We start from the raw sequence: 23320 nt of genomic DNA, 5'->3' as shown, positions 1-23320 counted from the left end.
CAAATCTTAACGGCAATTCCACAAAAAAACAATCAGGTTACTGCCATATTATTTAGCATTATCGTCTGCTGTTTTAAAAGCCCGTAAATAACACAATTGAGGATTTTTACTTTTGCCTTTTTACTTTTGACTTAACATCCGTCTTAAGATCACTAAGAACGCACCGTCAGCCGTGCGAGATATTGATCGTATTCATCTTCAAGCAAAATTTCACAGTTCCATCCAGCTTCTGCCGCCACGCGTGCCATTGTGTGCTGATCGATATATAGCCAGGTAAACCAGTCGGTTTTCTGCTTTTTGTACTCGTAACGATACAAGATCTCACCATAATAACCGGCCGAGGCCGGAGTACGCTCGGGCCGCTCACCGTCGTACAAATATGCTATATCAGAAGAATCGAAAATAAGCTGTCCGTCTTTGTTCAACATTAATTTTGCATAACTCAGAAACTTTTTCAAACCGGAAATACTTGCGGTCAAACCAATACCATTCATTAAAAGTAACAGTGTATCAAATCCCTTTCCGTTAAATGAAAATATATCGTCATTAACCACTTGCCGGACACCCCGCTGATTAATCACATTTGCGGCGAGCGGAGATATTTCGAGGGCTGTAACATCCTCATGCTTTTTCTGTAACTCAAGAGAATGGCTTCCGGCTCCGGCGCCGATATCCAGTATTCTTCCCTTACACAAATGCATGGCTAAAACTTCCAGATCCGAAAAATTATCGCCTGATCTGAAGTAAGTATCTACGGGCATTTCTTCTTTGGGTCCGTACTTATTGTGAATCCATAACTTTCCTGACATCTGGTCATGATAATAATCAGATATAGCTTCGCCTAACACATCTGCCATGTCGTTCATTTATTTTGCAATAATAGGCATTGTTGGCCGGCAAAACTTCCGGGTGGAAGGCTATAAATCCGGGACTTAAAAAATCGGATATTGGAATTGGATAAGATAAAAGCTGATCGGTAAGGAACTCCCTAATTCACAGAATGTCTACTGCTCCACGGTCATGCTCAATACTTCTACCGGCGCTGAGTTGGTATAATTAATACCCAGTTGTTTCGCAGACTTTGAGTCAACAAAAATGAAAGTGCCGTCTTCAGTTGTAACTTTTTTCAGCACGTAGCATCTTGCTTTCCGTTGTGTGTAATGGTTGATTAAAACGGCATGGCCGCTATGAGCGTTACCTGTGCTTACCAGCTGACTATCGTAGACTGCCCGTGCATAGGAAGAATGTGTTGCTTTGCATGAGACTGCAAATAACAAAAATGCTAAACTTGTCGAGTTTAGGACTTGTTTCATAATAATTGGAGGTACGTGGTTTATGTTTGGATGAATTACAGGCGAAAAGTACATAAAAAAAGTGTGCACTGGAAATATTCAGGCACACTTATTATTTATTTAATATGAAGTATCTGTCTCGGCATTAATCCCCTTCGTAAATAGCACCCGAAGTAGGTGTTTCGCTCAATTCCAGCCGCTTCAATCCCGGTAGTTGCGGTTTCAGGGAGTTCCATATCCACACGATCACGTTTTCACATGTTGGATTTTCCAACCCTTTCACATCATTCAGTACTTTATGATCCAATTGATCTATTACAGGAAGCATCACATCTTTTAATACCTTAAAATCAAGCACCCAGCCTTCCTTTTGAAGTTTGCCTTCAATAAAAACCTTAAGGTGATAAGTGTGGCCGTGCATTTGCCTGCATTTATGGTCTTCAGGAACATTGGTAAGAAAGTGCGCTGAATCAAAGGTAATTTCTCGGAATATCAACATATTTCATCTCATTTACAGCCTGCAAAACTAGGTAAAGCTGTATGATTAACTGAATTTGTTTTTGTCCGGTTGAATCTTTTAAATATTCTGCATTACAGTATAATTGGGTAAGTCAGTCAAAATAAACGCACAAAAAAAGAGGCGGTATCGCTACCACCTCTTCAATAACTATCTGCAGAACCAGCTATTCAGCTATTTTACATTAAACGCCACAAGATAATCTCCCCACACAAAAGAAACCTTTCCGCTTTTGTCTACATTGAAAGTCAGGCGCTCAGCAAAAGGAGAGGCTTTAGCAGACTTAACATTCACCTGTAGTGCATCCTGATCCTTGTTTTTTGACTCATAATCGAAAGCGCCCCAGGTTTTCCAAACTTTATTAAAGATCAAAGTCCACGTATTATCAGCATTCATTTTTGTAAAAAATGCATATTTTCCTGCCGGTAACGACTTTCCTTCAACAGTTACAGCTTTATCAGTTTCAAAAACAGTGGCTTCATTGGCACCTGTGCGCCAAACTTTTCCAGTCATAGGCTCAAGATCTTTACCAATTGTTCTTCCTTTTACCGCGGGCTGGCTGTAATCGATCGTGATAGTTGCACCGCTGTTGATCTTTTGAGAAACTTTTGCAGGAGGGCTGGGCCTTTTTGATTTATCATCCTGGGCTATAGCTTTTACAGAGGACAAAGCAACCGCTGATATTGCCAGAAGGGCAAAAAGTTTTTTCATAAAAGTGTGTGTTTTAAAGTGAAAATTTCTTTTTGAAGATAAAGCAATTTTCATGCTGAGTTGCTACCGGTTATCAAAAAAATAATGAAAAATCATACCTTACATATATAACGGAACAACCATTAATGTATCCCGGGTGTTTATTGTGTATTCCGGTTTTTGAAGTGATGCTTTCCAGGATGTAAAATCCGGTTATATATAAGGAAATAATTAGACCTGGAGATTGCTTTACGTTTCCGATTGCAATTTACCACTGATATTTGTCAGATTTTTTTCCTTCAGTTTAACGCTATTTTGCTTTTATAAAACCAGTTCGTCATATATGTCAAATGCCATCTACATTGCCACTACCGAAGCCTATAGCGGTAAATCTGTCGTAAGTCTTGGTCTTATGAATCTGTTGCTGAGCAAAGCGCAAAAGATTGGTTACTTTAAACCTGTTATTGAATCAGATCCCCAGATTGCCAGGGACGTGCATATTGATACCATTATACAATATTTTAATCTGCCATTTACCTATGAGGATGCTTATGCGTTTACACGAAATGACGTGTTAAAATATGCAGATGAGAATAAAAGAAGTGAGATTATCGACACAATTATCGCCAAATACAAAAAACTGGAGGAGCGGTGTGACTTTACGGTTGTTGAAGGCAGTGATTATCTGGGTGAAGGTGCGGCTTTTGAATTCAACATTAATGTACATATTGCTAAAAACCTGGGTATTCCGGCAATAGTTGTCGAATCCGGGCGAAACAGATCCACGGCCGGCATTATCAATAACGTTACCAGCGCTTACAATGCGTTTGCCGAAAGAGATGTAAAGGTGTTAATGATCGTAGTGAACAAGGTAAGTCCGGACCAGGTCAGCGACGTGGAAGCATTACTTTCGCAGCAGTTGCCGGGCGACGTTGTTTTATCAGTGATGCCCGAGGATGCCAAACTGAGTGCGCCCACCATGCAGGAGATAGCTGAAAATCTAAAAGGGAAAGTGTTGTTTGGAGAAGGCCAGTTAACCAATCCTGTTTCTAATTTTATAGTGGGCGCGATGCAGTTGGAGAATTGCCTGACCAGATTAAAAGAAAATACGCTTATCGTTACTCCGGGCGACAGAGGTGATATAATGATCGGAGCGTTACTGGCGAATATTTCACAAAACTACCCTCTTGTTGCAGGTATTGTGCTTACAGGTGGCCTGGAACCGGAGCCTCCCATTGCCAGTCTTATAGAAGGTTCTCCATCTGTTCTCCCAATTGTCGCCGTCGAAAAAGGAACATTTGAAGCAACAAATGTCATCGGGTCTATTAAGTCCAGGATATACCCGGGCAATGTGCAGAAAATTGAGCTGGTTCTTTCAACATTTGAAAAATACATTAATGTAGAAGCGCTCGAAGAAAAAATGATGAACTTCCAGCCTTCGGGTATTACGCCGCGTATGTTCCAATATAAACTGGTACACCGCGCGAAAGCACAAAAGAAACATATTGTGTTGCCTGAAGGAAATGATGACAGAATACTGATTGCTGCATCAAAACTTATCATCAACGAGGTTGTTACACTTACAATTCTTGGCGACCCAAGGGAAGTTGAAGCATCTATAAAACGCCTTAATCTGAATTTTGATCAGTCACAGATCCGTATCATTAATCCTGTAGACGCTGAATACTATCCGGATTACGTGAATACACTCTATGAACTTAGAAAAAGTAAGAACATAACCGAAGATATGGCAAGAGACATGATGACTGATGTTTCCTACTTCGGAACGATGATGGTTTACAAGGGGCATGCAGATGGCATGGTTTCCGGCGCTGTCCACACTACCCAGCATACAATACGCCCCGCATTGCAGTTTGTAAAAACAAAACCGGGAGTGTCAACAGTGTCCTCTGTTTTCTTTATGTGCCTGCCGGATCGCGTTTGCGTATTTGGCGATTGTGCGGTTGTTCCTAATCCTACTGCGGAAGAACTTGCAGAAATAGCCATTTCTTCTGCTGAAAGCAGTATCAATTTTGGCATTGACCCAAAGATCGCCATGTTATCTTACTCTTCTGGTGCGTCCGGACAAGGTGAGGATGTTGAGAAAGTAAGACGTGCGACAGAGCTCGTCAAACAACGCCGTCCGGATCTGAAGATCGAAGGTCCTATTCAATATGATGCGGCAGTAGACGAACAGGTGGGACGTCAAAAACTCCCGGATTCTGAAGTGGCCGGGCAAGCAAGTGTTTTGATCTTCCCGGATCTGAATACCGGTAACAATACTTATAAGGCCGTTCAGCGTGAAACCGGTGCCGTAGCTATTGGCCCGATGTTACAGGGTTTGAACAAACCGGTTAATGACCTAAGCCGCGGCTGCACTGTGGACGATATATTTAATACTGTGGTAATTACAGCCATCCAGGCACAATAAATAATAAGCAGCAAAGACCAGAACTTTTTGAAACACCAGATAAAATGCAATTTTTTACATGAATATTTTTGTTATTAATTCCGGAAGTTCTTCCATTAAATACCAGATGATTAAAATGCCGGAAGAAGCATTAGCCTGCAGCGGCATTGTTGAAAGGATTGGTTCCGGTGATGCCACTATTACACACAATACTTATAAGGACAACGAAAAGCAGAAGCACGAGGCCCAATCGCATATCCGAAACCATGTTGAAGGATTGCAGGCAGTAGTAGATCTATTAACCGACAGTAAGATTGGCGTAATAAAAGACACATCGGAAATTAGTGCAGTAGGGCATAGGGTTGTACATGGCGGAGAAAAATTCTCTAACATTTCTGTCGTTACCGAAAGTGTGAAAGAGGAAATAAAAAAGCTTTTCCCTCTTGCACCATTGCACAACCCGGCGAACTACCGGGGAATAGAAGTAGCTGAAAAAGTATTTCCAGCTGCAAAACAAATAGCAGTCTTTGATACTTCCTTTCACCAGACCATGCCCGAAAAAGCATTCCGTTATGCCATTCCCAACAAGTTTTATAAGGAAAATGGTATTAGAGCTTACGGTTTTCATGGAACCAGCCATAAGTATGTATCGGCAAAAGCAGAGGAGTATCTTCAAAAGAAAGACATAAAAGTTATTACACTCCACCTGGGAAATGGTTGCAGCGTTGCTGCTGTAAAAGATGGAAAATGTATTGATACATCGATGGGGTTGGGACCGATGAATGGTTTGGTAATGGGTACGCGTGCCGGAGATATAGATCAGTCCATTATCTTTCACATGGTCCGTGAAATGGGGATCAGTGTTGAGCAGGTCAATAATATATTAAATAAGGAAAGCGGAATGCTCGGGTTAACCGGCGCAAATGATATGCGCGATATCAACAAAGCAGTTGAAGAAAATGGTCACGATGCAGTTCTTGCAATGGATATATACGCTTACAGGGCACAAAAATACATTGGCTCATATATCGCCGCCTTAAACGGTGTTGATGCAGTTGTGTTTACTGCCGGAGTCGGAGAGAACGATGTTAATACCCGCGAACGTATCTGCAGTAACTTAGATGCCCTGGGAATTGTTATGGATAAAGAGAAAAACCGGGCCACAGGTATAAAAGGTGTAAAAGACATCAGCCACACATCGTCCAAAGTAAAAATACTTGTTATTCCGACTAACGAGGAAATGGAAATTGCGCGACAATGTTATCAATTGATGGAAACCAACAAATAACCTTAAATGTGGTAGAGGCAGGATGATTTTTCATCCTGCTTTTTCATGTAGGCCCATCTGCAACAAAAAGCCAAATTCTGTTTTTTAACCGCCCTTTTTCAAAAAAATGATCTGAAAACCCTGCCAGGGAATTTATTTGCGAAAAATCGCCGGATATGCCCCATTTTTCACACATTTTCTATCCTAATTAGATGGCAAACAATTAGATTTGCAGACCTTAAAAGGGTTCATTTAATTATAAGAATTATTACAGATGGAAGAAAATTTACTGCCTCAGGAGACGAGTGATAATGACAGGATTATCCAGGTGAATATCGAGGAACAGATGAAAACCGCTTACATCGACTATTCGATGTCGGTAATTGTGGGTCGTGCCCTGCCAGATGTACGCGACGGTTTAAAACCCGTTCACCGCCGCATCTTGTATGCCATGAATGAGATTGGCCTGGCTTATAACAAAGCACATAAGAAATGTGCCCGTATAGTAGGGGAAGTGCTGGGTAAATACCACCCGCATGGCGACTCGTCAGTATATGATGCGTTAGTTCGTATGGCACAGGAATGGAGCATGCGTTACATGTTGGTTGATGGCCAGGGTAACTTCGGAAACCAGGATGGTGATATGCCGGCTGCCATGCGTTATACGGAGGCCAGATTACAGAGACTTGCCGAAACTTCCCTTCTTGATATTGATAAAGAAACAGTTGATTTCCAGCTGAACTTTGACGACTCACTGGAAGAACCAACTGTATTGCCTGCCCGTGTACCTCACTTGCTGTTGAACGGTTCAAGCGGTATTGCCGTTGGTATGGCTACCAATATGATGCCTCACAATCTTTCCGAAGTAATGGACGGCTGCGTGGCGTATATCGAAAACAAGGAATCTACCATTGATGACCTGATGAAACATATTAAGGCCCCTGATTTTCCAACAGGAGGTATTATCTATGGTATGGACGGTGTGCGTCAGGCAATGATGACCGGCCGGGGCAGAGTTGTACTGCGTGGTAAATGTCACGTAGATACAAAACCGAGCGGTCGCGAGCAGATCATCATTACTGAAGTACCTTACCAGGTAAACAGGGATTCACTTACAGACAGAATTGGCCAGCTTGTAAATGATAAGGTAATTGAAGGTATCGCTCACGTAAACAACGAAAGTACGATGCGCGATGGCACCAGAATTGTTTTAGATTTAAAACGAGATGGTGTTGCTAATGTTATTATAAATCAACTATATAAGTATACCGAGCTGCAAACCAGTTTTGGTATAAACAACGTTGCTTTAAGTAAAGGCCGTCCAAAAATTCTGAATCTGAAAGACCTGATCGCTGAGTTTATTGATTTCCGTATGGAGATCGTGATCAGAAGGGCAAAATTCGAATTAAGAAAGGCGAGAGAAAGAGCCCATATTTTACAGGGTTACCTGATTGCACTGGATCACCTGGATGAAGTGATCAGATTGATCCGCGAATCTGCTACTCCTGACCAGGCAAAAGACAATTTGATCAACGCCGGCTGGGGAATCGATGAGATCCAGGCCAAAGCAATTCTCGAATTGCGTTTACAGCGTCTGACAGGCATGGAGCGCGAAAAGATCAAAGAAGAATTTGACAACCTGATGAAAGTTATCGAAGGCCTGGAAGCCCTATTGGGAAGTGAAGAGTTAAGATACGATCTGATCAAGAAAGAGCTGATTGAAATAAAAGAGAAGTTTGGTGACGAGCGCAGAACCCAGATCCAGTACGTAGGGGATGAAATGCGAATTGAAGATTTAATTGAAAATGAAGATGTTATCATTACTATTTCTCATTTAGGTTATATCAAAAGAACATCTGCTTCCGAATATCGCCAGCAAAGAAGAGGTGGCCGTGGTGCGATAGGCAGCAAAACCCGCGAAGAGGACTTTGTGGAACATTTATTTGTTGCATCAACCCATGATACCATGTTATTCTTTACTGAAAAGGGTAGATGTTATTGGTTGAGAGTATACGAAATTCCTGAAGGTGAAAAGCAAGCCAAGGGTCGTGCAATTCAGAACTTAATACAAATACCTCAGGATGACAAGGTTAGAGCGATTATTGAAGTTAAAAAATTAAGCGATAAGGAATTTGTAGAAAACCACTTTATCGTTCTTTGCACCAAAAAAGGTATTATCAAGAAAACATCGCTTGAGGACTTTAGCCGTCCGAGGGCAAACGGTGTTAATGCAATTACAATCGTTGACGGGGATGAACTGCTGGAAGCGAGAATGACCAATGGAAACGAACAGATCATGCTTGCTTTAAAGAGCGGCAGGGCTATCCGCTTTGAAGAATTTAAAGTTCGCGCAACGGGTCGTGGGGCAATTGGCGTAGGTGGTATAGAAGTTGATGATGAAACTGATGAGGTAATTGGTATGATATGTGTAGATAAGGACGATACCTCTAAAACCGTTCTTGTTGTCAGCGAAAAAGGCTTCGGAAAACGTACCCCGGTCGATGAATACAGAATCACCAACAGAGGTGGTAAAGGTGTAAAGACCATAAATGTTACCGAAAAAACAGGCAAGCTCGTAGGAATTTTAGATGTAACTGAAAAAGAAGATCTTATCATTACATGTAAATCCGGAATTACGCTCAGAACTGCCGTAAGCAGCATTAAAGAGGCGGGAAGAGCCACCCAGGGTGTGAAGTTGATAAGACTTGATGATGGTGATGAGATTGCAGCAATTTCTAAGGTTGATGAACAGGAAACGGAAACAGAGACTGAAGTAGTAGAAATACAGCTAACAGATGAACAGGTAAATACGCAGGAAGAAACAAATAACGATAATGGCCAGGAAGATGTAAACTCTGACAATCCTTCTGAAGCCCCTGAAAATCAATAATTAAATAAAATTTGTATGAAAAAAATCTTTTTATCGGTTGTTTTTGCAGGTTTTGGTCTACTAGCTTTTAGCCAGGATTATTCCAAAGTGGCCCTGCTGAACCAAACCAAAAAATATGAAGATGCCAAAAAAGAGGTAGATGCATTGGCCACCAACAAAAAATCTGCGGACAAAGCGGAAACTTTTTATTGGATATCAACAGTTTACGGTTCGTTATATGCAGACAATGCTTTAAGCTCCAAATATCCTGAAGCATTGGATGTATCATATAAAGCGTATGCGAAATACAAAGAGCTGGAACCTGATTTGAAAATAATGAAGCAATACGGCGCTTCTCCGGTTGCGTCATTATATGCAAAATCATTCGACAACGGTAAAACGTTTTTCCAGGGAAGCAAATGGGATTCAGCATTCAAATATTTTAAAGTTGCTGAAGAAATGGGCGATTTTATCAATAAAAATGGATTCAGCGCAAACAAATCAGCGATCGATACTTTCACCGTTCTTTATACCGGTTATGCTGCACAGAACGCCGGTAAAATGGGTGATGCAGTTGGTTACTATGAAAAACTTGCAGCGCTGAAAATTGGTGGCAAGGATTTTATGGATATGTATCGTTACATGCTTGATTATTATTCTAATAACAAACAGACTGATAAATTCACTGCTACCCTTGCTCAGGCAAAAGAATTGTATCCTGACCAGGCCGCTGTATGGAACCAGGTAGAAATGGGTAATATGAGTAGCTCATCCTCACTCACCCAGATCATGGACAAATACAAAAAAGAAAGTGGTGAAGGCAAATTGACCACTGCGGATCAATATTTAGGTTATGCGGATATGTTGGCGACAACAGATAAAGAACAATTAAAATCGCTAGATTCCGCACAACAGATTGAAATTAAACAACTTGCAGCAGATGCATTCTCTAAAGCCTTTGAAAAAGATGCGAATGGTGTGTATGCCTACAACGCAGGTGTAATGTACTATAGCCAGTTTAACACGCTTGACGAGAAATTCTATGATTATAAAGGTGAAGGCGCTGATCTGAAAGCAAAAAGAGATGCAATTCTGGCTCAGCAAGTTCCTTTGGCTGACAAGTCAATTGAGTGGCTGGAAAAATCTTACGAGATCTTAAAAGCAAAAACTGAAAGATCTAAAACTGAAGCAACCTGTTTGAACAGATCAGTTGACAATCTTGCAAACCTTTATGGCTGGAAAAGAGACAGAGCAAGAGGTCGCGATGTAAAAGCTTACGATCAATATGATGCTAAGTTCACTAAATTCGACGCCGAGCACGACAAATACAAACAATAATTAAAGCTCAAATAACTTTAAAGACGGCTGTTTCGCAAGAGGCAGCCGTTTTGGCTTTGAGCTGTCAGCTATTAGCTATCAGCCATTAGCGGTTGGGTGTCAGGTATCAGGTATCAGGTTTGAGGCATAAAGCATAAGGTTTCAGTGATGAGGGCACTGTCTGAATTCGCGGATCGTTTTAAAGAGCATAATACAACTCTAAAAATTCCAGCAAATCCATTAATCGTTCAAATCCCGGTCCCGACAAAATCTCCATACTGGCTGGTGTTAACACCCTGCCTCGAAATAAATATTCAACCCCAATCCATCATAGTCTTCTTTAAATTAACAATCCTGTTAATCCCCTAATCCATCTAATCCTGGTCAAGAATCGTAAAATCTTAGTCAGAATTGGGATTTCCATATCACGGTGAATGTTTAACTTGCGGCCTATTTCATTTTTTAAAATACTACATATGAATTTTGGATATTTTCACTATCCCTTACCCGCAAATGAGCCCGTTCTGCAATATGGTCCCGGCTCCCAGGAAAAGATCGTGCTGAAAAAGACACTGGCAGAATTGAAGAAAAAAGCGATCGATATCCCAATGTATATTGGTGGTAAGGCGGTGAAAACCGGCAATAAAGTTGCCATCCATCCACCTCACGAAACTTCACACACACTGGGGTATTTTCATAAAGGTGATGAAAAACATGTGAAGCAGGCCATCGATTCAGCGCTGAAAGCAAAAGAAGCATGGGCAAATATGCCCTGGGAAGAGCGTGCACACATCTTCCTGAAAGCTGCAGATCTGATCGCTACGAAATACCGCAGCTTTATGAACGGCACCACCATGTTGGGCCAAAGCAAAAATGCTTACCAGGCAGAAATCGACAGCGCTTGCGAGCTCATCGACTTCCTTCGTTTTAATGTACACTTCTTAACTGAAATATATAAGCAACAGCCGATCTCTTCTCCAGGCATTCATAACCGTACTGAATGGAGACCTTTAGAAGGATTTGTGCTGGCTGTCACTCCGTTTAACTTCACGGCGATCGGAGGCAACCTTCCTACAAGTGCAGCAATGTGCGGCAACGTAGTAGTGTGGAAGCCAGCTGAAACTCAGGTGTACAGTGCGCAGATGTTCATGCGCATTTTGAAAGAAGCCGGTCTGCCAGACGGTGTAATCAACCTGATCTATGTAGACGGTCCGGTTTTAGGAAAAGTATGCTTCACACATCCTGATTTTGCGGGCGTACACTTTACAGGTTCTACGGGTGTTTTCAACCAAATGTGGAAGACAATTGGTGAAAACATTCCTAAGTACAAAACATATCCGCGCATTGTGGGTGAAACCGGTGGTAAAGATTTTGTGATGGTTCACAGAAGTGCAGATGTTGAGGCAACAGTTACAGCATTGGCGCGCGGTGCATTTGAGTTCCAGGGACAAAAATGTTCTGCAGCTTCAAGAGCTTACCTTCCTTCAAATATTGCTGAGGAAATCAAAACCAAATTGGTTGCTGCTGTAAAATCCATGAAAATGGGTACGGTAGAAGACTTTAGCAACTTCATCAATGCGGTTATTGATGAGAGAAGTTTCAAAAAGATCTCCGGATATATTGAAACTGCTAAAAAAGATAAAAAAGCAAGCATCCTTGTTGGTGGCAATTACAATAAATCAGAAGGCTACTTTATTGAGCCTACTGTAATTGAAGCAAAAGATGCTAAGTATGTAACCATGTGCGAAGAGATTTTCGGACCTGTATTGACTATTTATGTATATGATGCAGATAAGTTTGAAGAAACTTTGGAACTGGTAAATACAACGTCTCCATATGCATTGACCGGCTCTATCATTGCGCAGGACAGAGATGCAGTTGTGCTGGCTACTAATCATCTTCGCAACGCCGCTGGTAATTTTTACATCAATGACAAGCCAACCGGCGCTGTTGTTGGTCAGCAGCCATTTGGCGGCGCAAGAGCAAGCGGAACAAATGACAAGGCCGGTAGCATGATCAACCTGTATCGTTGGTTGAGTGCAAGAACTGTTAAGGAGACATTCAATCCTCCAACAGATTACCGTTATACTTTCTTAAACGAAGCATAAAATTGAAACAGCAGAAAGTCATCAGCAGATAATTTCGTTTGTTTGCTGATGGCTCAAAGCTGATAGCCGAAAGCTCAAAATATGATTAACAACCTTAAGAATTTTCTGAACGAAGAACAAGATCCTAAAGCCGTAGAAAAAGTAGCTGATAAGTTGAACAGTATGATGATGACTGACGAAACGGTTACTTATATCGCTGTTCAGAAAAAGCCCGCAATAACTATTGCTCCGGAATGTATAGCCCTTACCAACAAACGGATCATCTTCTTCCGCTCAAAAAATATGGGTCTTTCAACAGAATATGAAGACATCATCTGGAAAGACGTTTTAGATTCCCATCTTAAAGAAAACATCTGGGGTGCCGAATTCAAAGTGCAGACTGTTAAAGGAACAGAGCACATGATTGATTTTCTTCCCAAAGCGCAGGCTCGCAAATTGCTTGCTGTGGTGCAGGAACAGGAGGAAGTGCAAAAAGAAGTGCGTCGCCAGCTGGATCTGGAAGATAAAAGAGCTTCCGCTAACAGACTTGTTGTATCAGCGTCTTCCACCAATCAATCAACCGAAACATCAGACGACAAGCAAAAACATGCCGATCCTGTAGAGACACTGCAGAAATTGAAAACATTATTAGACAACGGCCTGATCCTCCAGGAAGAATATGATGCCAAGAAGGCCGAGGTGTTGGCGAGGATGTAGTTGGTAATGAACGGTGAATAGTCAATAGTGAAATTTGCATCAGTGAAACTGTTGCATTCAGCCAACCTAACCAAAGTCAACGTACTTCGTACTTAGTTATAACTATTTCCGCATTTTCAATTGTCCCCTGTCAATTATCAATTAATTTCGCTGTTGCTACAGGCCCGAACTATCGTTTCGCGCAAGCGGAAAGGAAAGTCTGGACAGCACAGAGCAACTCACCGGTGAAGAGCCGGGAGGCGTGTAAGCGCCTACAGAAAGTGCCACAGAAAATAACCGTCCCGGTTTCGGGATAAGGGTGAAAATGTGAGGTAAGAGCTCACGATAGGGCAGGGCAACTTGCCTTATGGGTAAACCTTGAGTGCTGTAATGCCATGTATAGGTCCGCTGAGAACTGCTCGTTCAAGGGCCAGGGTAGGCAGCAGGAGGTAAGCAGTAATGCTTATCCCAGATAAATGATAGTTTAGAAACAGAATCCGGCTTACGAGGCTTGTAGCTATTTTAATTGAAAATGGAGAGTTGAAAATTGACAATGACTTACATTAATTTATACCCGAAAGGGTATATTTTTTGAGTATTTGATTATTTATACCCGATTGGGTATAAATTAATGGAAATTACTTACATTTATACCCGAAAAGGTATAATATGACGCTGTCAACCTTTCTTAAAAATAAAAGAAAGCAATACAAGCTAACCCAGGAAGATCTGGCGCTTAAAGCCGGGGTGGGGTTAAGATTTATCCGTGAGATGGAGCAAGGGAAAAGCTCATTGCGCATGGATAAAGTCAACCAGGTACTTTCTCTTTTTGGGGCGGAACTTGGCGTTGAACTGAAATTAAAGAAACCTGATCTTAATAACGATTAATTCGCGTTATGGCAAAAACAGGCAAAGTCTTTTATGGAGATGTGTTCGCGGGGCTGATCGCTGAAACCGATGAAGGCTATGAGTTTTATTATGACGATGCTTATCTGAAGACGGATCATGCAAAACCTGTTAGCTTAACGCTTCCGCTCAGAAACAGCCCCTATAAATCGAAGGTGCTTTTCGCCTTTTTCGATGGGCTGATTCCTGAAGGTTGGCTACTGGATCTTGCTGTTGAACATTGGAAAGTAAGGCCTGACGATCGATTTGAATTGTTATTGCTGGCGTGCAGAGATACTATAGGTGCAGTAACTGTATTTCCCGAAAATGAATAATTATGAACATGTCCAATTGCTGGTTTTGCTATAAAGATGCCGGAGACAAGGAATATCACGAGAGGTGTTCCAAGAAGTTTTTTGGGACAGTGCAAGCGCCGGAATTAGAATTAACATCAGGACTGTTAAAAAAACTGGCTGAAAAAACAATCAATCAAAGAATTGCCATAACAGGAGTTCAACCAAAGCTTTCGGTCAGTCTTCAAAAGAACAAAGAGCAGAACAGGCTTACAATTGTCGGTTTATGGGGTGAGTATATTTTAAAACCACAACACGATAATTATCCAATAATGCCGGAAACGGAGGACCTTACTATGCATATAGCTGAGTTATTTAAAATACCGGTTTGTGAACATGCTTTGTTGAGAACCACCGATAATCATTTAGTATATATAGCTAAGCGTTTTGACCGGACAAAAAAACAAAAAATACATGTAGAAGATCTCTGCCAGCTTTCAGGATTTCTCACCGAAAACAAATACAAAGGCTCCTACGAAAAAACAGGCAAGGTTATTTTACAATACTGTACCGATGCGGGTTTGGCTGCACTTACCTATTTTGAGCTCGTTCTTTTTAGTTACTTATCCGGCAATAATGATATGCATTTGAAAAACTTTTCAATCGTGCATTTGGAAGATAGTATTGCCTTGAGTCCCGCTTATGATCTGTTGAATGTAAACCTTGTCAATCCGAAAGATGAGGATGACTTAGGACTCACTTTGAATGGTAAAAAAAGAAAGATAAAGTTGTCGGATTTCGAACAACTCCGAATTGCGCTCGGTATTGGAGAAAAAGTTTTTCAAAACACAGTAAAAAAGTTCAAATCAAAAAATCCGCAGGTGCATGATCTTATAATGTCTTCGTTTTTGCCAGATGAAATGAAAACAAGATATTGGGAGATCTGGCTGTCAAAGCAAACTATATTAGGTTGACTGCCGTTGTTGGTATGAGGCGCAGCCATATGCTAAGCTTACCAACAACAAATCGGCGTGTTGGATCAGGATTTGTTATCCTCACCTATACTTTTTCATCACACCTTTCAATACCTCCAACATTTGCAACTGTTCTGTCTCATGACCATGCAGCGCTTCGATGTTGACATAAGGCAGTTGATTTTTGTTGCTATAAATTGACAGAGATCCGTCATCATTAGTTTTGTGAAACAACTCCCAGGCTACATTCATCTTTTTCGACTTCAGGTATTTATAGATTTTCTTTCTTGTCGTCAGGAAAAAATCATCAATGTTAATTGAGCTGTTTACATTCACCCTATAACCCTTTTTATCTACATAATTGAGTATACTTAATGGCGCCCCCTCTGTGTTGTTGTGCAGTGCAACCACCAGCCTGGCCTTTCTGAGCTTTTTAATAATTGCATTTGCGAAACCCTTCAGCTTTTTTGCTGCAACCCGGTCATAATTGTCAAAATATTTCAACGTCGCTTTTCGGCCTTTGGGCGTGAAGATGCGGTTTGGATCAAACCGGTAAAGCTTTCCCTTCCTGGTAAAAACGATCAGTCGTTCGCCATGCTGATGGAGTCTTATTAAGGTTCCGTTGTTGTTGGAAAGAAAGGTTCTGCATGCCTGCACGCTGGTTGATTCATCTTCGTGAAGATTCAAAAATACAACCCCACGCCGGGCGCCTTTATGCAGTTCTGTAATAATGCAGACAGTGGAATCTCCGATTTTATACCGCAAAGTATCCTGTGCGCTTAGCCTGATACTTATGCATATGCCTATCAAAATCAGGAAGTTCCTCATATTTTAAAGATAAGTCCGTCAGCAATTCTCTTAATAAAAAATTTGGTCAGTATTGTGTAAGCATTATTTTTGCACTCACAATTTAAAAAATGATCAATCAGTTGCACATACATCATCACCATCATTTCTTACCGTAGGTAAGCCGGTGTTGTTATGTGCAAGTAACATATACTTTAAAAATAGGCTTACCTCGTGGTAGGCCTTTTTTTATGTCCGTTACTGAGCATTTGATCTTATAAAAAGCAATAGCACTATCAATCATACAAAATGAGCACAACTAACGCAAACAACCAATCAGCCAACAACGGTATTTTAAAGATTGCCATTCAAAAATCAGGAAGGTTACATGATGACTCCATGAAGCTGCTTAAAGAATGCGGCATTGACGTAAGCAATGGCGTTAACAAGCTGAAGAGTGAAGCAAGTAATTTTCCATTGGAAGTATTTTTTCTTAGAGACGACGATATTCCGCAGTATGTAGAAGATGCAGTGGCTGATATTGGCATTGTTGGCGAAAATGTGGTGTATGAAAAAAAGAAAAAAGTGGATGTGGTTGAAAAGCTGGGCTTTGGCAAATGCAGACTTTCAATCGCAGTACAGAAAGGTGATGTTTATAATGATGTTTCTTTTTTGGAAGGAAAACGAATAGCAACAAGCTATCCGGTAATCGTGAAAGATTTCCTCAATGAAAAAGGCATTAATGCTGAGATCCATGAAATTAGTGGAAGTGTTGAAATAGCACCAGGCATTGGATTAGCACAAGCGATCTGTGACCTGGTGAGCAGCGGTTCTACATTATTTATGAATGGACTGACCGAGGTTGAAACCATTTTACAGTCCCAGGCGATACTTATCAAAAACACACAACTATCAGCGGAACAGCAAGCCATCCTTAATAAATTATTATTCCGCATACAAGCTGTTAAAAAAGCCAAGAACAATAAATATGTTCTATTAAACGCACCAAACGATCAGCTTGAACAAATTATCTCTCTACTCCCCGGTATGAAAAGTCCTACTGTATTACCACTTGCAGAAAAGGGCTGGAGCAGTGTGCACAGCGTGATCAGTGAAAGCACTTTCTGGGATATTATTGAAAAACTGAAGGCGGCCGGCGCACAGGGTATCTTGGTTGTGCCCATCGAAAAAATGATTGTATAAAAGTAAAAAGCTTTACATACCATGAACGTTCAAGTACGTCCACAACGTGACCAATGGACCGGCCTGTTACAAAGACCGGAACTGGATAATACAAAACTGGAAGCATCAGTTAAAAAGATCCTGCAGGATGTGAAAGAAAAGGGTGATGAAGCGATTTTCCATTATACACAACAATTTGACGGGATTGCTATAAATAGGTTACAAGCATCTCAGCAGGAAATTAATGAAGCAATATCAACACTTCCTGATGATTTAAAAAATGCCATTCAATTAGCTGCCAATAACATTACTGCTTTCCACAAAAAACAACTTTCAGTTCCGGAAGTAATTGAAACTATGCCGGGGGTTTTATGCTGGCGCAAAAGCATCGGCATTGAAAAAGTAGGACTGTATATTCCCGGAGGCTCCGCTCCGTTGTTTTCTACTATTTTAATGCTTGCCATTCCAGCTAAACTGGCCGGTTGCAAAGAAATCATTTTATGTTCTCCTCCCGGAAAAGATGGCAAGCTTCACCCTGCCATTTTGTATGCAGCACAACTAACAGGCATTACAAAAGTGTTCAAAACAGGCGGCGTACAGGCGATAGCTGCCATGGCTTTCGGTACGGCTTCAATTCCTAAGACATATAAAATTTTCGGTCCTGGTAACCAGTATGTAACCTGCGCAAAACAACTGGTTCAGCAATATGGTGTTGCGATTGACATGCCCGCAGGCCCGAGTGAAGTATGTGTAATTGCGGATGACAGTTGTGTTCCCGCATTTGTGGCTGCAGATCTGTTGTCACAAGCCGAACATGGCCCGGATAGCCAGGTGTTACTGGTAAGCCCATCTGAAGAAGTTGTAAAAAATGTGCAGCAGGAACTAAAAAAACAGTTAGCTGTTCTACCCAGAAAAGAGCTTGCCGAAAAAGCATTGCAAAACAGCAAAGCCATTATTGCAAAAGATATGCAGGAAGCTGTTGAACTGGTAAATACGTACGCTGCAGAGCACTTAATTCTAAGCTGTGAAAATGACGAAGCAATCGCTGAGCTTATAATGAATGCTGGTTCTATCTTTCTTGGAAATTACTCACCGGAAAGTGTCGGTGATTATGCCAGCGGTACCAATCACACATTGCCAACAAATGGTTACGCGAGAATGTACAGTGGTGTTAGCGTAGATAGCTTTGTGAAAAAAGTTACTTACCAGAAGTTAACCAAAGAAGGTCTGCATCAAATAGGTAAAGCTGTTGAACTAATGGCAGAAGCCGAAGGACTGGAAGCACACAAGAATGCGGTGACGATAAGGATGAAGTAGCTCTGAGGTATTAGGTTTCAGGTATGAGGCATAAGCTGAAAGAATATATAGGGATGTCGCACCTTTCACTATTCACTATTGACTATTCACATTAAAAGCAATATCATGTTCGACATAAATAAACTCACAAGAGATAACATCAAAAAACTAACTCCCTACTCTTCCGCAAGGGATGAATTCAGCGGGGAAGCAAGTGTATTTTTGGATGCCAATGAAAACAGCCTTGGCTCGCCATTACCTAAATGGTACAACCGCTATCCTGATCCACACCAGCAGAAAGTTAAAGAGGCGCTTAGCAAAGTAAAAGGAATTGCTACTGAACATATCTTCCTTGGTAATGGAAGCGATGAATGCATTGACCTGTTGTTCCGCAGTTTTTGTAATCCCGGAAAAGATAATGTGATTATTTGTCCGCCAACATACGGCATGTATGAAGTGAGTGCGAACATTAATGACGTCCAGATAAAGAAAGCTCCCTTGCTGGATACTTTTCAACTGGATCTGATTCATCTTGAAAATCTTGCAGATGAAAACACTAAGATCATCTGGATCTGTTCACCCAATAACCCTACGGGTAACTCATTGAACAGGGAAGATATTTTAACCGTCCTGAATAATTTTAACGGACTGGTGGTTATTGATGAAGCCTATATCAACTTCGCACGCCAGCGTTCATTTATTCAGGATCTGGCAGATTATCCGAATCTTGTTGTAATGCAAACATTCAGCAAAGCATGGGGACTCGCAGCACTCAGATTGGGTATGGCTTTTGCATCAAAAGAAATTATTGACATATTGAACAAGGTTAAACCTCCTTACAATATCAACCAGGTAACGCAGGAACTGGCATTGAAAGCTTTGGAAGAAGTAGGGCAGGTGAATGACATGATCAATGAGCTTGTAGCCATGCGTGAAGCCTTACGCGAAGTATTCGGAAGAATGCCAACAGTTGAAACCGTGTATCCTTCAGATGCCAATTTCATGCTCGTCAAAATCAAGGACGCAAGAAAAGTGTATGAATTTCTGTTGACAAAAGGCATTGTGGTTAGAGATCGCAGCAATGTAAAACTGTGTGAAGATTGTTTGCGTATCACTGTAGGTACCGAGCAGGAAAACACGGTATTGGTCGATGCACTGGCAGAATGGTTTGAACTGGCAGCAAGCGTGGAAATGAAAAGGTAGACTAATTGACAATTGAAAAGGGATAATTGACAATGTCGTTTAGCTGAGAGTTGATAATATCAAGCGCTTATAAAGTATTACGATCAGTTCAATATTCGGGAGACCTTCTGTCGTCGAGGTGACGATGTGGGTGCAGACTTTCAAATTATTATATACTCGTTATTATTGCTGCTGACGATTACTTTTTCTGATAAGCCAGGATCGTCATGTCGACGATAGGAGACATCTCCCAAAATTGAAGATGCCTGCTTAACCAAACGACATTGAGTTGATAAATGACCATGCCGAATAGTTTTCTTATTACTCAGGAATAAATTAGTATGAGACAACAGCTGAAAACTGATTGCTAATAGCTGATAGCTGGCGAGCTTTTTTTGCGGCCGATACATTTTGATTTAATTTTAAGCCATGCTAAAACCATTTATGATGAAAAATATCAAGATGAAATCAAATTGGCTTTTTATTGCCCTGCTAGCTATAACGACCACTTATGCACGCGCCGGTAAAGATTCTACCGCTACTTCAGCTCCCGCTGCAGAAGTTAAAGCCGATGCAAACAACGCGGGATTAAAACTTCCTGCCGGTTTCGGTGCATTGAAAGTTGCCGACAGCGTTAATGGAGCAAGACATATTGTTGTTACAGAAAAAGGAGACATCTATGTAAAAACCTCCGGCACAAAAAATGGTGGTGGCATTTTTGTTTTGCATGTTGGCGATAATGGCAAGCTTCAAAGCAAAGAAGGCTTTGGCAATTACGGCGGTACAGGCATTGCTATTAAAAATGGCTACCTATATGCTTCTTCTAATACCGAAGTGTTTCGATATAAACTTGATGCTGACGGAAAAGTTGCTGATCCAGAAAATCCTGAAAAAATAATTACCGGTTTATTGGATCGTCACCAGCATGAATCAAAATCTATAGCACTGGATAACGATGGTAACATTTATGTAAACATCGGAGCTTATTCCAACTCTTGCCAGGAAAAAGACAGGACAAATGGTTCAATGGGCATGAAGCCTTGTCCGATACTTGATTCTGCAGCGGGTATCTGGCAGTTTAAAGCCGACAAGCCTAATCAGACATATGGAGACGGTGCTCGGTACGCAACAGGATTACGTAACGTGGTTGGTCTTGACTGGAACACAACAACCAATAGCTTATTTGTTATGCAACATGGCCGCGATGGCTTGCATGATTTGTTTGGTCAATATTTTGATGCTAAACAAAGTGCCGAGCTTCCGGCTGAATGTATGTACCAGGTAAAAAAGGGTGACAATGCTGGTTGGCCCTATATCTATTACGATCAGATCCAACAGAAAAAAATACTGGCACCAGAATACGGCGGGGACGGAAAAAAAACAGGCGGTGAAGATGCTATTGATCCGGTTGTTGCATTTCCTGGCCACTTAGCACCTAATGGACTGCTGTTTTATACAGGCAATATGTTCCCTGCAAAATATAAGAACGGTGCGTTCATCGCGTTCCATGGTTCATGGAACCGCGCACCGGAACCTCAGAAAGGATATTTGGTAGCGTTTGTTCCGTTTAAAGATGGCAAGCCAAGTGGCAAATGGGAAATTTTTGCAGACGATTTTGCCGGCGGTCCGGAATTTATTTCTCCTGCAAAAGCAAAACATCGTCCTTGCGGACTAGCTCAGGGCCCTGATGGTTCACTTTACATCAGTGATGATAAAGGCGGTTCTATTTACAGGATTGTCTATAAAGGAAAATAGAAGACGATCGCTGATGTAGGATTTAAGGATCGCTGATCTGCTTTAAAGCGGTCCTTTTCATTGAATCGATCCAACATCAGTTTTGAAATTAAACAATTGAAAGCGCTGAAGGCTCATAGCTGACAACGCATAGCTTTTACAAATTAACAATAGCTGAAGGCTGATAGCTGACAGCTCATAGCTCACAACACATGAATAAGAAATTGTTATTAGCAGCTGCCGGTATGTTCACCGTAGCCGGTTTATTTGCTCAGAAAACAACCGCAAAAAAGGCTGCGCCTAAGGGTAAAGAAATATATACACAGTATTGTCTTAGCTGTCACCAGCCTGACGGAGATGGCGTTCCCAATTTAAATCCACCGCTGATCAATACTTCATACGTTTTAGGAGATAAGACGAAATTAATAACATGGGTTTTGAAGGGAACAACTGAAAAGGTGGAGATAGACGGGCAGACTTACTCCAACAACATGCCTCCTCAGAATTTTTTAACTGATGAACAACTGGCAAGCGTATTAACTTACATTCGCAGTAATTTTGGCAACAAAGCTTCCGCAATTTCAGCGGCTGATGTTAAGGCCGTGCGGGCAACAGTAAAGTAATTTTCACTCATAAACCAAGGATAAACCAAGGCCATGTCGATTACAGCGTCAACTGAACAAGTAAAAGGAAAAAGGATATTATTTATAGACAGAGATGGAACGCTTATTAAAGAGGCCCCTCCAACTTACCAGATTGATAGCTGGGAAAAACTGGAATTTTATCCGGAAGTATTTATTTACATGTCAAAAATTGCGGCAGAACTGGATTATGAACTGGTGATGGTAAGCAACCAGGATGGCTTAGGCACTGACAGTTTTCCCGAAAATACGTTTTGGCCAATTCAAAACTTCATCGCTAAAAGTTTTGAGAATGAAGGAGTGCATTTTACCGCATCTTATTTTGACAGAACATTTGCGAAGGACAATGCGCCAACCCGCAAACCAAATACCGGCATGCTTACCGGCTACATGAGCAACGCCATGTATGATTTGGAGCATTCTTTTGTAATTGGTGACAGGATAACAGACGTACAACTGGCTAAAAACCTTGGCTGTAAGGCTATCTGGCTAAAGGTAGATGAATCGCTCGGCGCCGAAGAAATAAAGAATAACGCGGAAATTTTGTCTCCCGTAATCGCGCTGGAAACAAAAAACTGGAAAGATATTTATGAGTTTTTGAAACTCGGCATGCGCAAAGTCACCCACGAACGCAACACAAACGAAACACAGATCCAGATCTCGCTTAACCTTGATGGAAGCGGCAAAGCTGATATTCATACAGGGCTTGGCTTTTTTGACCACATGCTGGAGCAGATTGCCCGCCACGGCAAAATGGACCTGGCTATTACCACAAAAGGTGACCTTCACATTGACGAGCATCATACGATCGAAGATACAGGCCTTGCACTGGGTGAAGCATTTGCCAGGGGGCTCGCAGATAAAAGAGGCATGGAACGCTATGGCTTTGCGCTGCCAATGGATGAAGCCGATGCAAAAGTGTTGATTGATTTTGGAGGAAGAAACTGGCTGGTTTGGAAAACGGAGTTCAAACGTGAAAAGATCGGTGAAATGCCAACAGAAATGTTCCATCACTTTTTCAAATCCTTCAGTGATGCGGCTAAGTGCAACCTCAATATCGAATGCCACGGTGAAAATGAGCATCATAAGATTGAAGCCATTTTCAAGGCATTTGCAAAAGCGATAAAAATGGCGGTGAAAAGAGACCCGCTGAGCAATTATTTGCCAAGCACGAAAGGAGTGCTTTAGAATGTACGATGTTA

The 23320-nt window shown here is 41.4% G+C and carries 20 protein-coding genes and 1 other RNA gene; 16 read left to right on the top strand and 5 right to left on the bottom strand.

What is annotated here, in order from left to right; all coding sequences use genetic code 11:
- Positions 1-152: 152 nt before the first annotated feature.
- The 4 genes from QTN47_RS11225 to QTN47_RS11210 form a co-directional block, all read right to left on the bottom strand.
- On the bottom strand, positions 153-857 hold the full coding sequence (locus QTN47_RS11225) for a class I SAM-dependent methyltransferase (RefSeq protein ID WP_369329463.1): 705 nt from the start codon (positions 855-857) through the stop codon (positions 153-155).
- A 147-nt stretch (positions 858-1004) separates the two neighbouring features.
- Positions 1005-1313, bottom strand: coding sequence for a hypothetical protein (locus tag QTN47_RS11220; RefSeq protein ID WP_369329462.1), 309 nt, complete (start codon positions 1311-1313; stop codon positions 1005-1007).
- Between the two features lie 124 nt (positions 1314-1437).
- Positions 1438-1791 (bottom strand): 6-carboxytetrahydropterin synthase QueD, encoded by a 354-nt coding sequence (gene queD, locus QTN47_RS11215; RefSeq protein ID WP_369329461.1) that lies wholly within the window; start codon positions 1789-1791, stop codon positions 1438-1440.
- A 192-nt stretch (positions 1792-1983) separates the two neighbouring features.
- The gene (locus QTN47_RS11210; RefSeq protein WP_369329460.1) at positions 1984-2520 is read right to left on the bottom strand and encodes a DUF2911 domain-containing protein; all 537 of its coding nucleotides are present in this window, start codon (positions 2518-2520) and stop codon (positions 1984-1986) included.
- Positions 2521-2842: 322 nt separating this feature from the next.
- On the opposite strand from QTN47_RS11210, the gene pta reads away from it, so the two are divergent.
- The 10 genes from pta (at position 2843) to QTN47_RS11160 (ending at position 15297) form a co-directional block, all read left to right on the top strand.
- Complete coding sequence (pta, locus tag QTN47_RS11205) at positions 2843-4930, top strand: phosphate acetyltransferase (protein WP_369329459.1); 2088 nt, start codon at positions 2843-2845, stop codon at positions 4928-4930.
- Positions 4931-4988: 58 nt separating this feature from the next.
- A complete protein-coding gene (locus QTN47_RS11200; RefSeq protein ID WP_369329458.1) occupies positions 4989-6197 on the top strand; it encodes an acetate/propionate family kinase in 1209 nt (402 codons plus the stop codon).
- Positions 6198-6450: 253 nt separating this feature from the next.
- The gene (gene gyrA / locus QTN47_RS11195) at positions 6451-9066 is read left to right on the top strand and encodes a DNA gyrase subunit A (RefSeq protein WP_369329457.1); all 2616 of its coding nucleotides are present in this window, start codon (positions 6451-6453) and stop codon (positions 9064-9066) included.
- A gap of 15 nt (positions 9067-9081) precedes the next feature.
- Complete coding sequence (locus tag QTN47_RS11190; RefSeq protein WP_369329456.1) at positions 9082-10383, top strand: hypothetical protein; 1302 nt, start codon at positions 9082-9084, stop codon at positions 10381-10383.
- Positions 10384-10838: 455 nt separating this feature from the next.
- The gene (pruA, locus tag QTN47_RS11185) at positions 10839-12470 is read left to right on the top strand and encodes an L-glutamate gamma-semialdehyde dehydrogenase (RefSeq protein WP_369329455.1); all 1632 of its coding nucleotides are present in this window, start codon (positions 10839-10841) and stop codon (positions 12468-12470) included.
- Between the two features lie 81 nt (positions 12471-12551).
- Complete coding sequence (locus QTN47_RS11180) at positions 12552-13166, top strand: PH domain-containing protein (RefSeq protein WP_369329454.1); 615 nt, start codon at positions 12552-12554, stop codon at positions 13164-13166.
- A gap of 156 nt (positions 13167-13322) precedes the next feature.
- An RNA gene (gene rnpB / locus QTN47_RS11175) (RNase P RNA component class A) lies at positions 13323-13666 on the top strand.
- Between the two features lie 148 nt (positions 13667-13814).
- Positions 13815-14033, top strand: coding sequence for a helix-turn-helix transcriptional regulator (locus tag QTN47_RS11170; RefSeq protein ID WP_369329453.1), 219 nt, complete (start codon positions 13815-13817; stop codon positions 14031-14033).
- An 8-nt stretch (positions 14034-14041) separates the two neighbouring features.
- Positions 14042-14365: a HipA N-terminal domain-containing protein gene (locus tag QTN47_RS11165; RefSeq protein ID WP_369329452.1), complete on the top strand. Its 324-nt coding sequence runs from the start codon at positions 14042-14044 to the stop codon at positions 14363-14365.
- A gap of 2 nt (positions 14366-14367) precedes the next feature.
- On the top strand, positions 14368-15297 hold the full coding sequence (locus QTN47_RS11160; protein ID WP_369329451.1) for a HipA domain-containing protein: 930 nt from the start codon (positions 14368-14370) through the stop codon (positions 15295-15297).
- A gap of 81 nt (positions 15298-15378) precedes the next feature.
- Here QTN47_RS11160 and QTN47_RS11155 read toward each other — a convergent pair whose 3' ends face one another.
- Complete coding sequence (locus QTN47_RS11155; RefSeq protein ID WP_369329450.1) at positions 15379-16125, bottom strand: hypothetical protein; 747 nt, start codon at positions 16123-16125, stop codon at positions 15379-15381.
- 267 nt (positions 16126-16392) lie between these two features.
- Between QTN47_RS11155 and hisG the strand changes: the two genes are divergently transcribed.
- From hisG to hisB, 6 genes are all read left to right on the top strand, one after another.
- Positions 16393-17286 carry an ATP phosphoribosyltransferase gene (gene hisG, locus QTN47_RS11150; RefSeq protein ID WP_369329449.1) on the top strand — a complete coding sequence of 298 codons (894 nt, stop codon included), beginning with the start codon at positions 16393-16395 and terminating at the stop codon, positions 17284-17286.
- Positions 17287-17307: 21 nt separating this feature from the next.
- Positions 17308-18582 (top strand): histidinol dehydrogenase, encoded by a 1275-nt coding sequence (gene hisD / locus QTN47_RS11145; protein WP_369329448.1) that lies wholly within the window; start codon positions 17308-17310, stop codon positions 18580-18582.
- A 105-nt stretch (positions 18583-18687) separates the two neighbouring features.
- On the top strand, positions 18688-19764 hold the full coding sequence (gene hisC / locus QTN47_RS11140; protein WP_369329447.1) for a histidinol-phosphate transaminase: 1077 nt from the start codon (positions 18688-18690) through the stop codon (positions 19762-19764).
- 441 nt (positions 19765-20205) lie between these two features.
- Entirely contained in the window at positions 20206-21498 is a 1293-nt protein-coding gene (locus tag QTN47_RS11135; protein ID WP_369329446.1) for a PQQ-dependent sugar dehydrogenase, read from the top strand.
- Between the two features lie 191 nt (positions 21499-21689).
- On the top strand, positions 21690-22100 hold the full coding sequence (locus QTN47_RS11130) for a c-type cytochrome (protein ID WP_369329445.1): 411 nt from the start codon (positions 21690-21692) through the stop codon (positions 22098-22100).
- Positions 22101-22133: 33 nt separating this feature from the next.
- The gene (hisB, locus tag QTN47_RS11125) at positions 22134-23306 is read left to right on the top strand and encodes a bifunctional histidinol-phosphatase/imidazoleglycerol-phosphate dehydratase HisB (RefSeq protein ID WP_369329444.1); all 1173 of its coding nucleotides are present in this window, start codon (positions 22134-22136) and stop codon (positions 23304-23306) included.
- Positions 23307-23320: the final 14 nt, after the last annotated feature.

Source organism: Danxiaibacter flavus, assembly GCF_041060425.1.
In the GTDB taxonomy this organism is placed as follows: Bacteria; Bacteroidota; Bacteroidia; order Chitinophagales; family Chitinophagaceae; genus Danxiaibacter; species Danxiaibacter flavus.
This window is presented reverse-complemented; position numbering and strand designations above follow the sequence as displayed.

Coding starts and splice junctions, on each gene's coding strand:
- QTN47_RS11225 (WP_369329463.1), bottom strand. CDS start 857: ATGGCAGATGTGTTAGGCGAAGCTATATCTGATTATTATCATGACCAG.
- QTN47_RS11220 (WP_369329462.1), bottom strand. CDS start 1,313: ATGAAACAAGTCCTAAACTCGACAAGTTTAGCATTTTTGTTATTTGCA.
- queD (WP_369329461.1), bottom strand. CDS start 1,791: ATGTTGATATTCCGAGAAATTACCTTTGATTCAGCGCACTTTCTTACC.
- QTN47_RS11210 (WP_369329460.1), bottom strand. CDS start 2,520: ATGAAAAAACTTTTTGCCCTTCTGGCAATATCAGCGGTTGCTTTGTCC.
- pta (WP_369329459.1), top strand. CDS start 2,843: ATGTCAAATGCCATCTACATTGCCACTACCGAAGCCTATAGCGGTAAA.
- QTN47_RS11200 (WP_369329458.1), top strand. CDS start 4,989: ATGAATATTTTTGTTATTAATTCCGGAAGTTCTTCCATTAAATACCAG.
- gyrA (WP_369329457.1), top strand. CDS start 6,451: ATGGAAGAAAATTTACTGCCTCAGGAGACGAGTGATAATGACAGGATT.
- QTN47_RS11190 (WP_369329456.1), top strand. CDS start 9,082: ATGAAAAAAATCTTTTTATCGGTTGTTTTTGCAGGTTTTGGTCTACTA.
- pruA (WP_369329455.1), top strand. CDS start 10,839: ATGAATTTTGGATATTTTCACTATCCCTTACCCGCAAATGAGCCCGTT.
- QTN47_RS11180 (WP_369329454.1), top strand. CDS start 12,552: ATGATTAACAACCTTAAGAATTTTCTGAACGAAGAACAAGATCCTAAA.
- QTN47_RS11170 (WP_369329453.1), top strand. CDS start 13,815: ATGACGCTGTCAACCTTTCTTAAAAATAAAAGAAAGCAATACAAGCTA.
- QTN47_RS11165 (WP_369329452.1), top strand. CDS start 14,042: ATGGCAAAAACAGGCAAAGTCTTTTATGGAGATGTGTTCGCGGGGCTG.
- QTN47_RS11160 (WP_369329451.1), top strand. CDS start 14,368: ATGAACATGTCCAATTGCTGGTTTTGCTATAAAGATGCCGGAGACAAG.
- QTN47_RS11155 (WP_369329450.1), bottom strand. CDS start 16,125: ATGAGGAACTTCCTGATTTTGATAGGCATATGCATAAGTATCAGGCTA.
- hisG (WP_369329449.1), top strand. CDS start 16,393: ATGAGCACAACTAACGCAAACAACCAATCAGCCAACAACGGTATTTTA.
- hisD (WP_369329448.1), top strand. CDS start 17,308: ATGAACGTTCAAGTACGTCCACAACGTGACCAATGGACCGGCCTGTTA.
- hisC (WP_369329447.1), top strand. CDS start 18,688: ATGTTCGACATAAATAAACTCACAAGAGATAACATCAAAAAACTAACT.
- QTN47_RS11135 (WP_369329446.1), top strand. CDS start 20,206: ATGAAATCAAATTGGCTTTTTATTGCCCTGCTAGCTATAACGACCACT.
- QTN47_RS11130 (WP_369329445.1), top strand. CDS start 21,690: ATGAATAAGAAATTGTTATTAGCAGCTGCCGGTATGTTCACCGTAGCC.
- hisB (WP_369329444.1), top strand. CDS start 22,134: ATGTCGATTACAGCGTCAACTGAACAAGTAAAAGGAAAAAGGATATTA.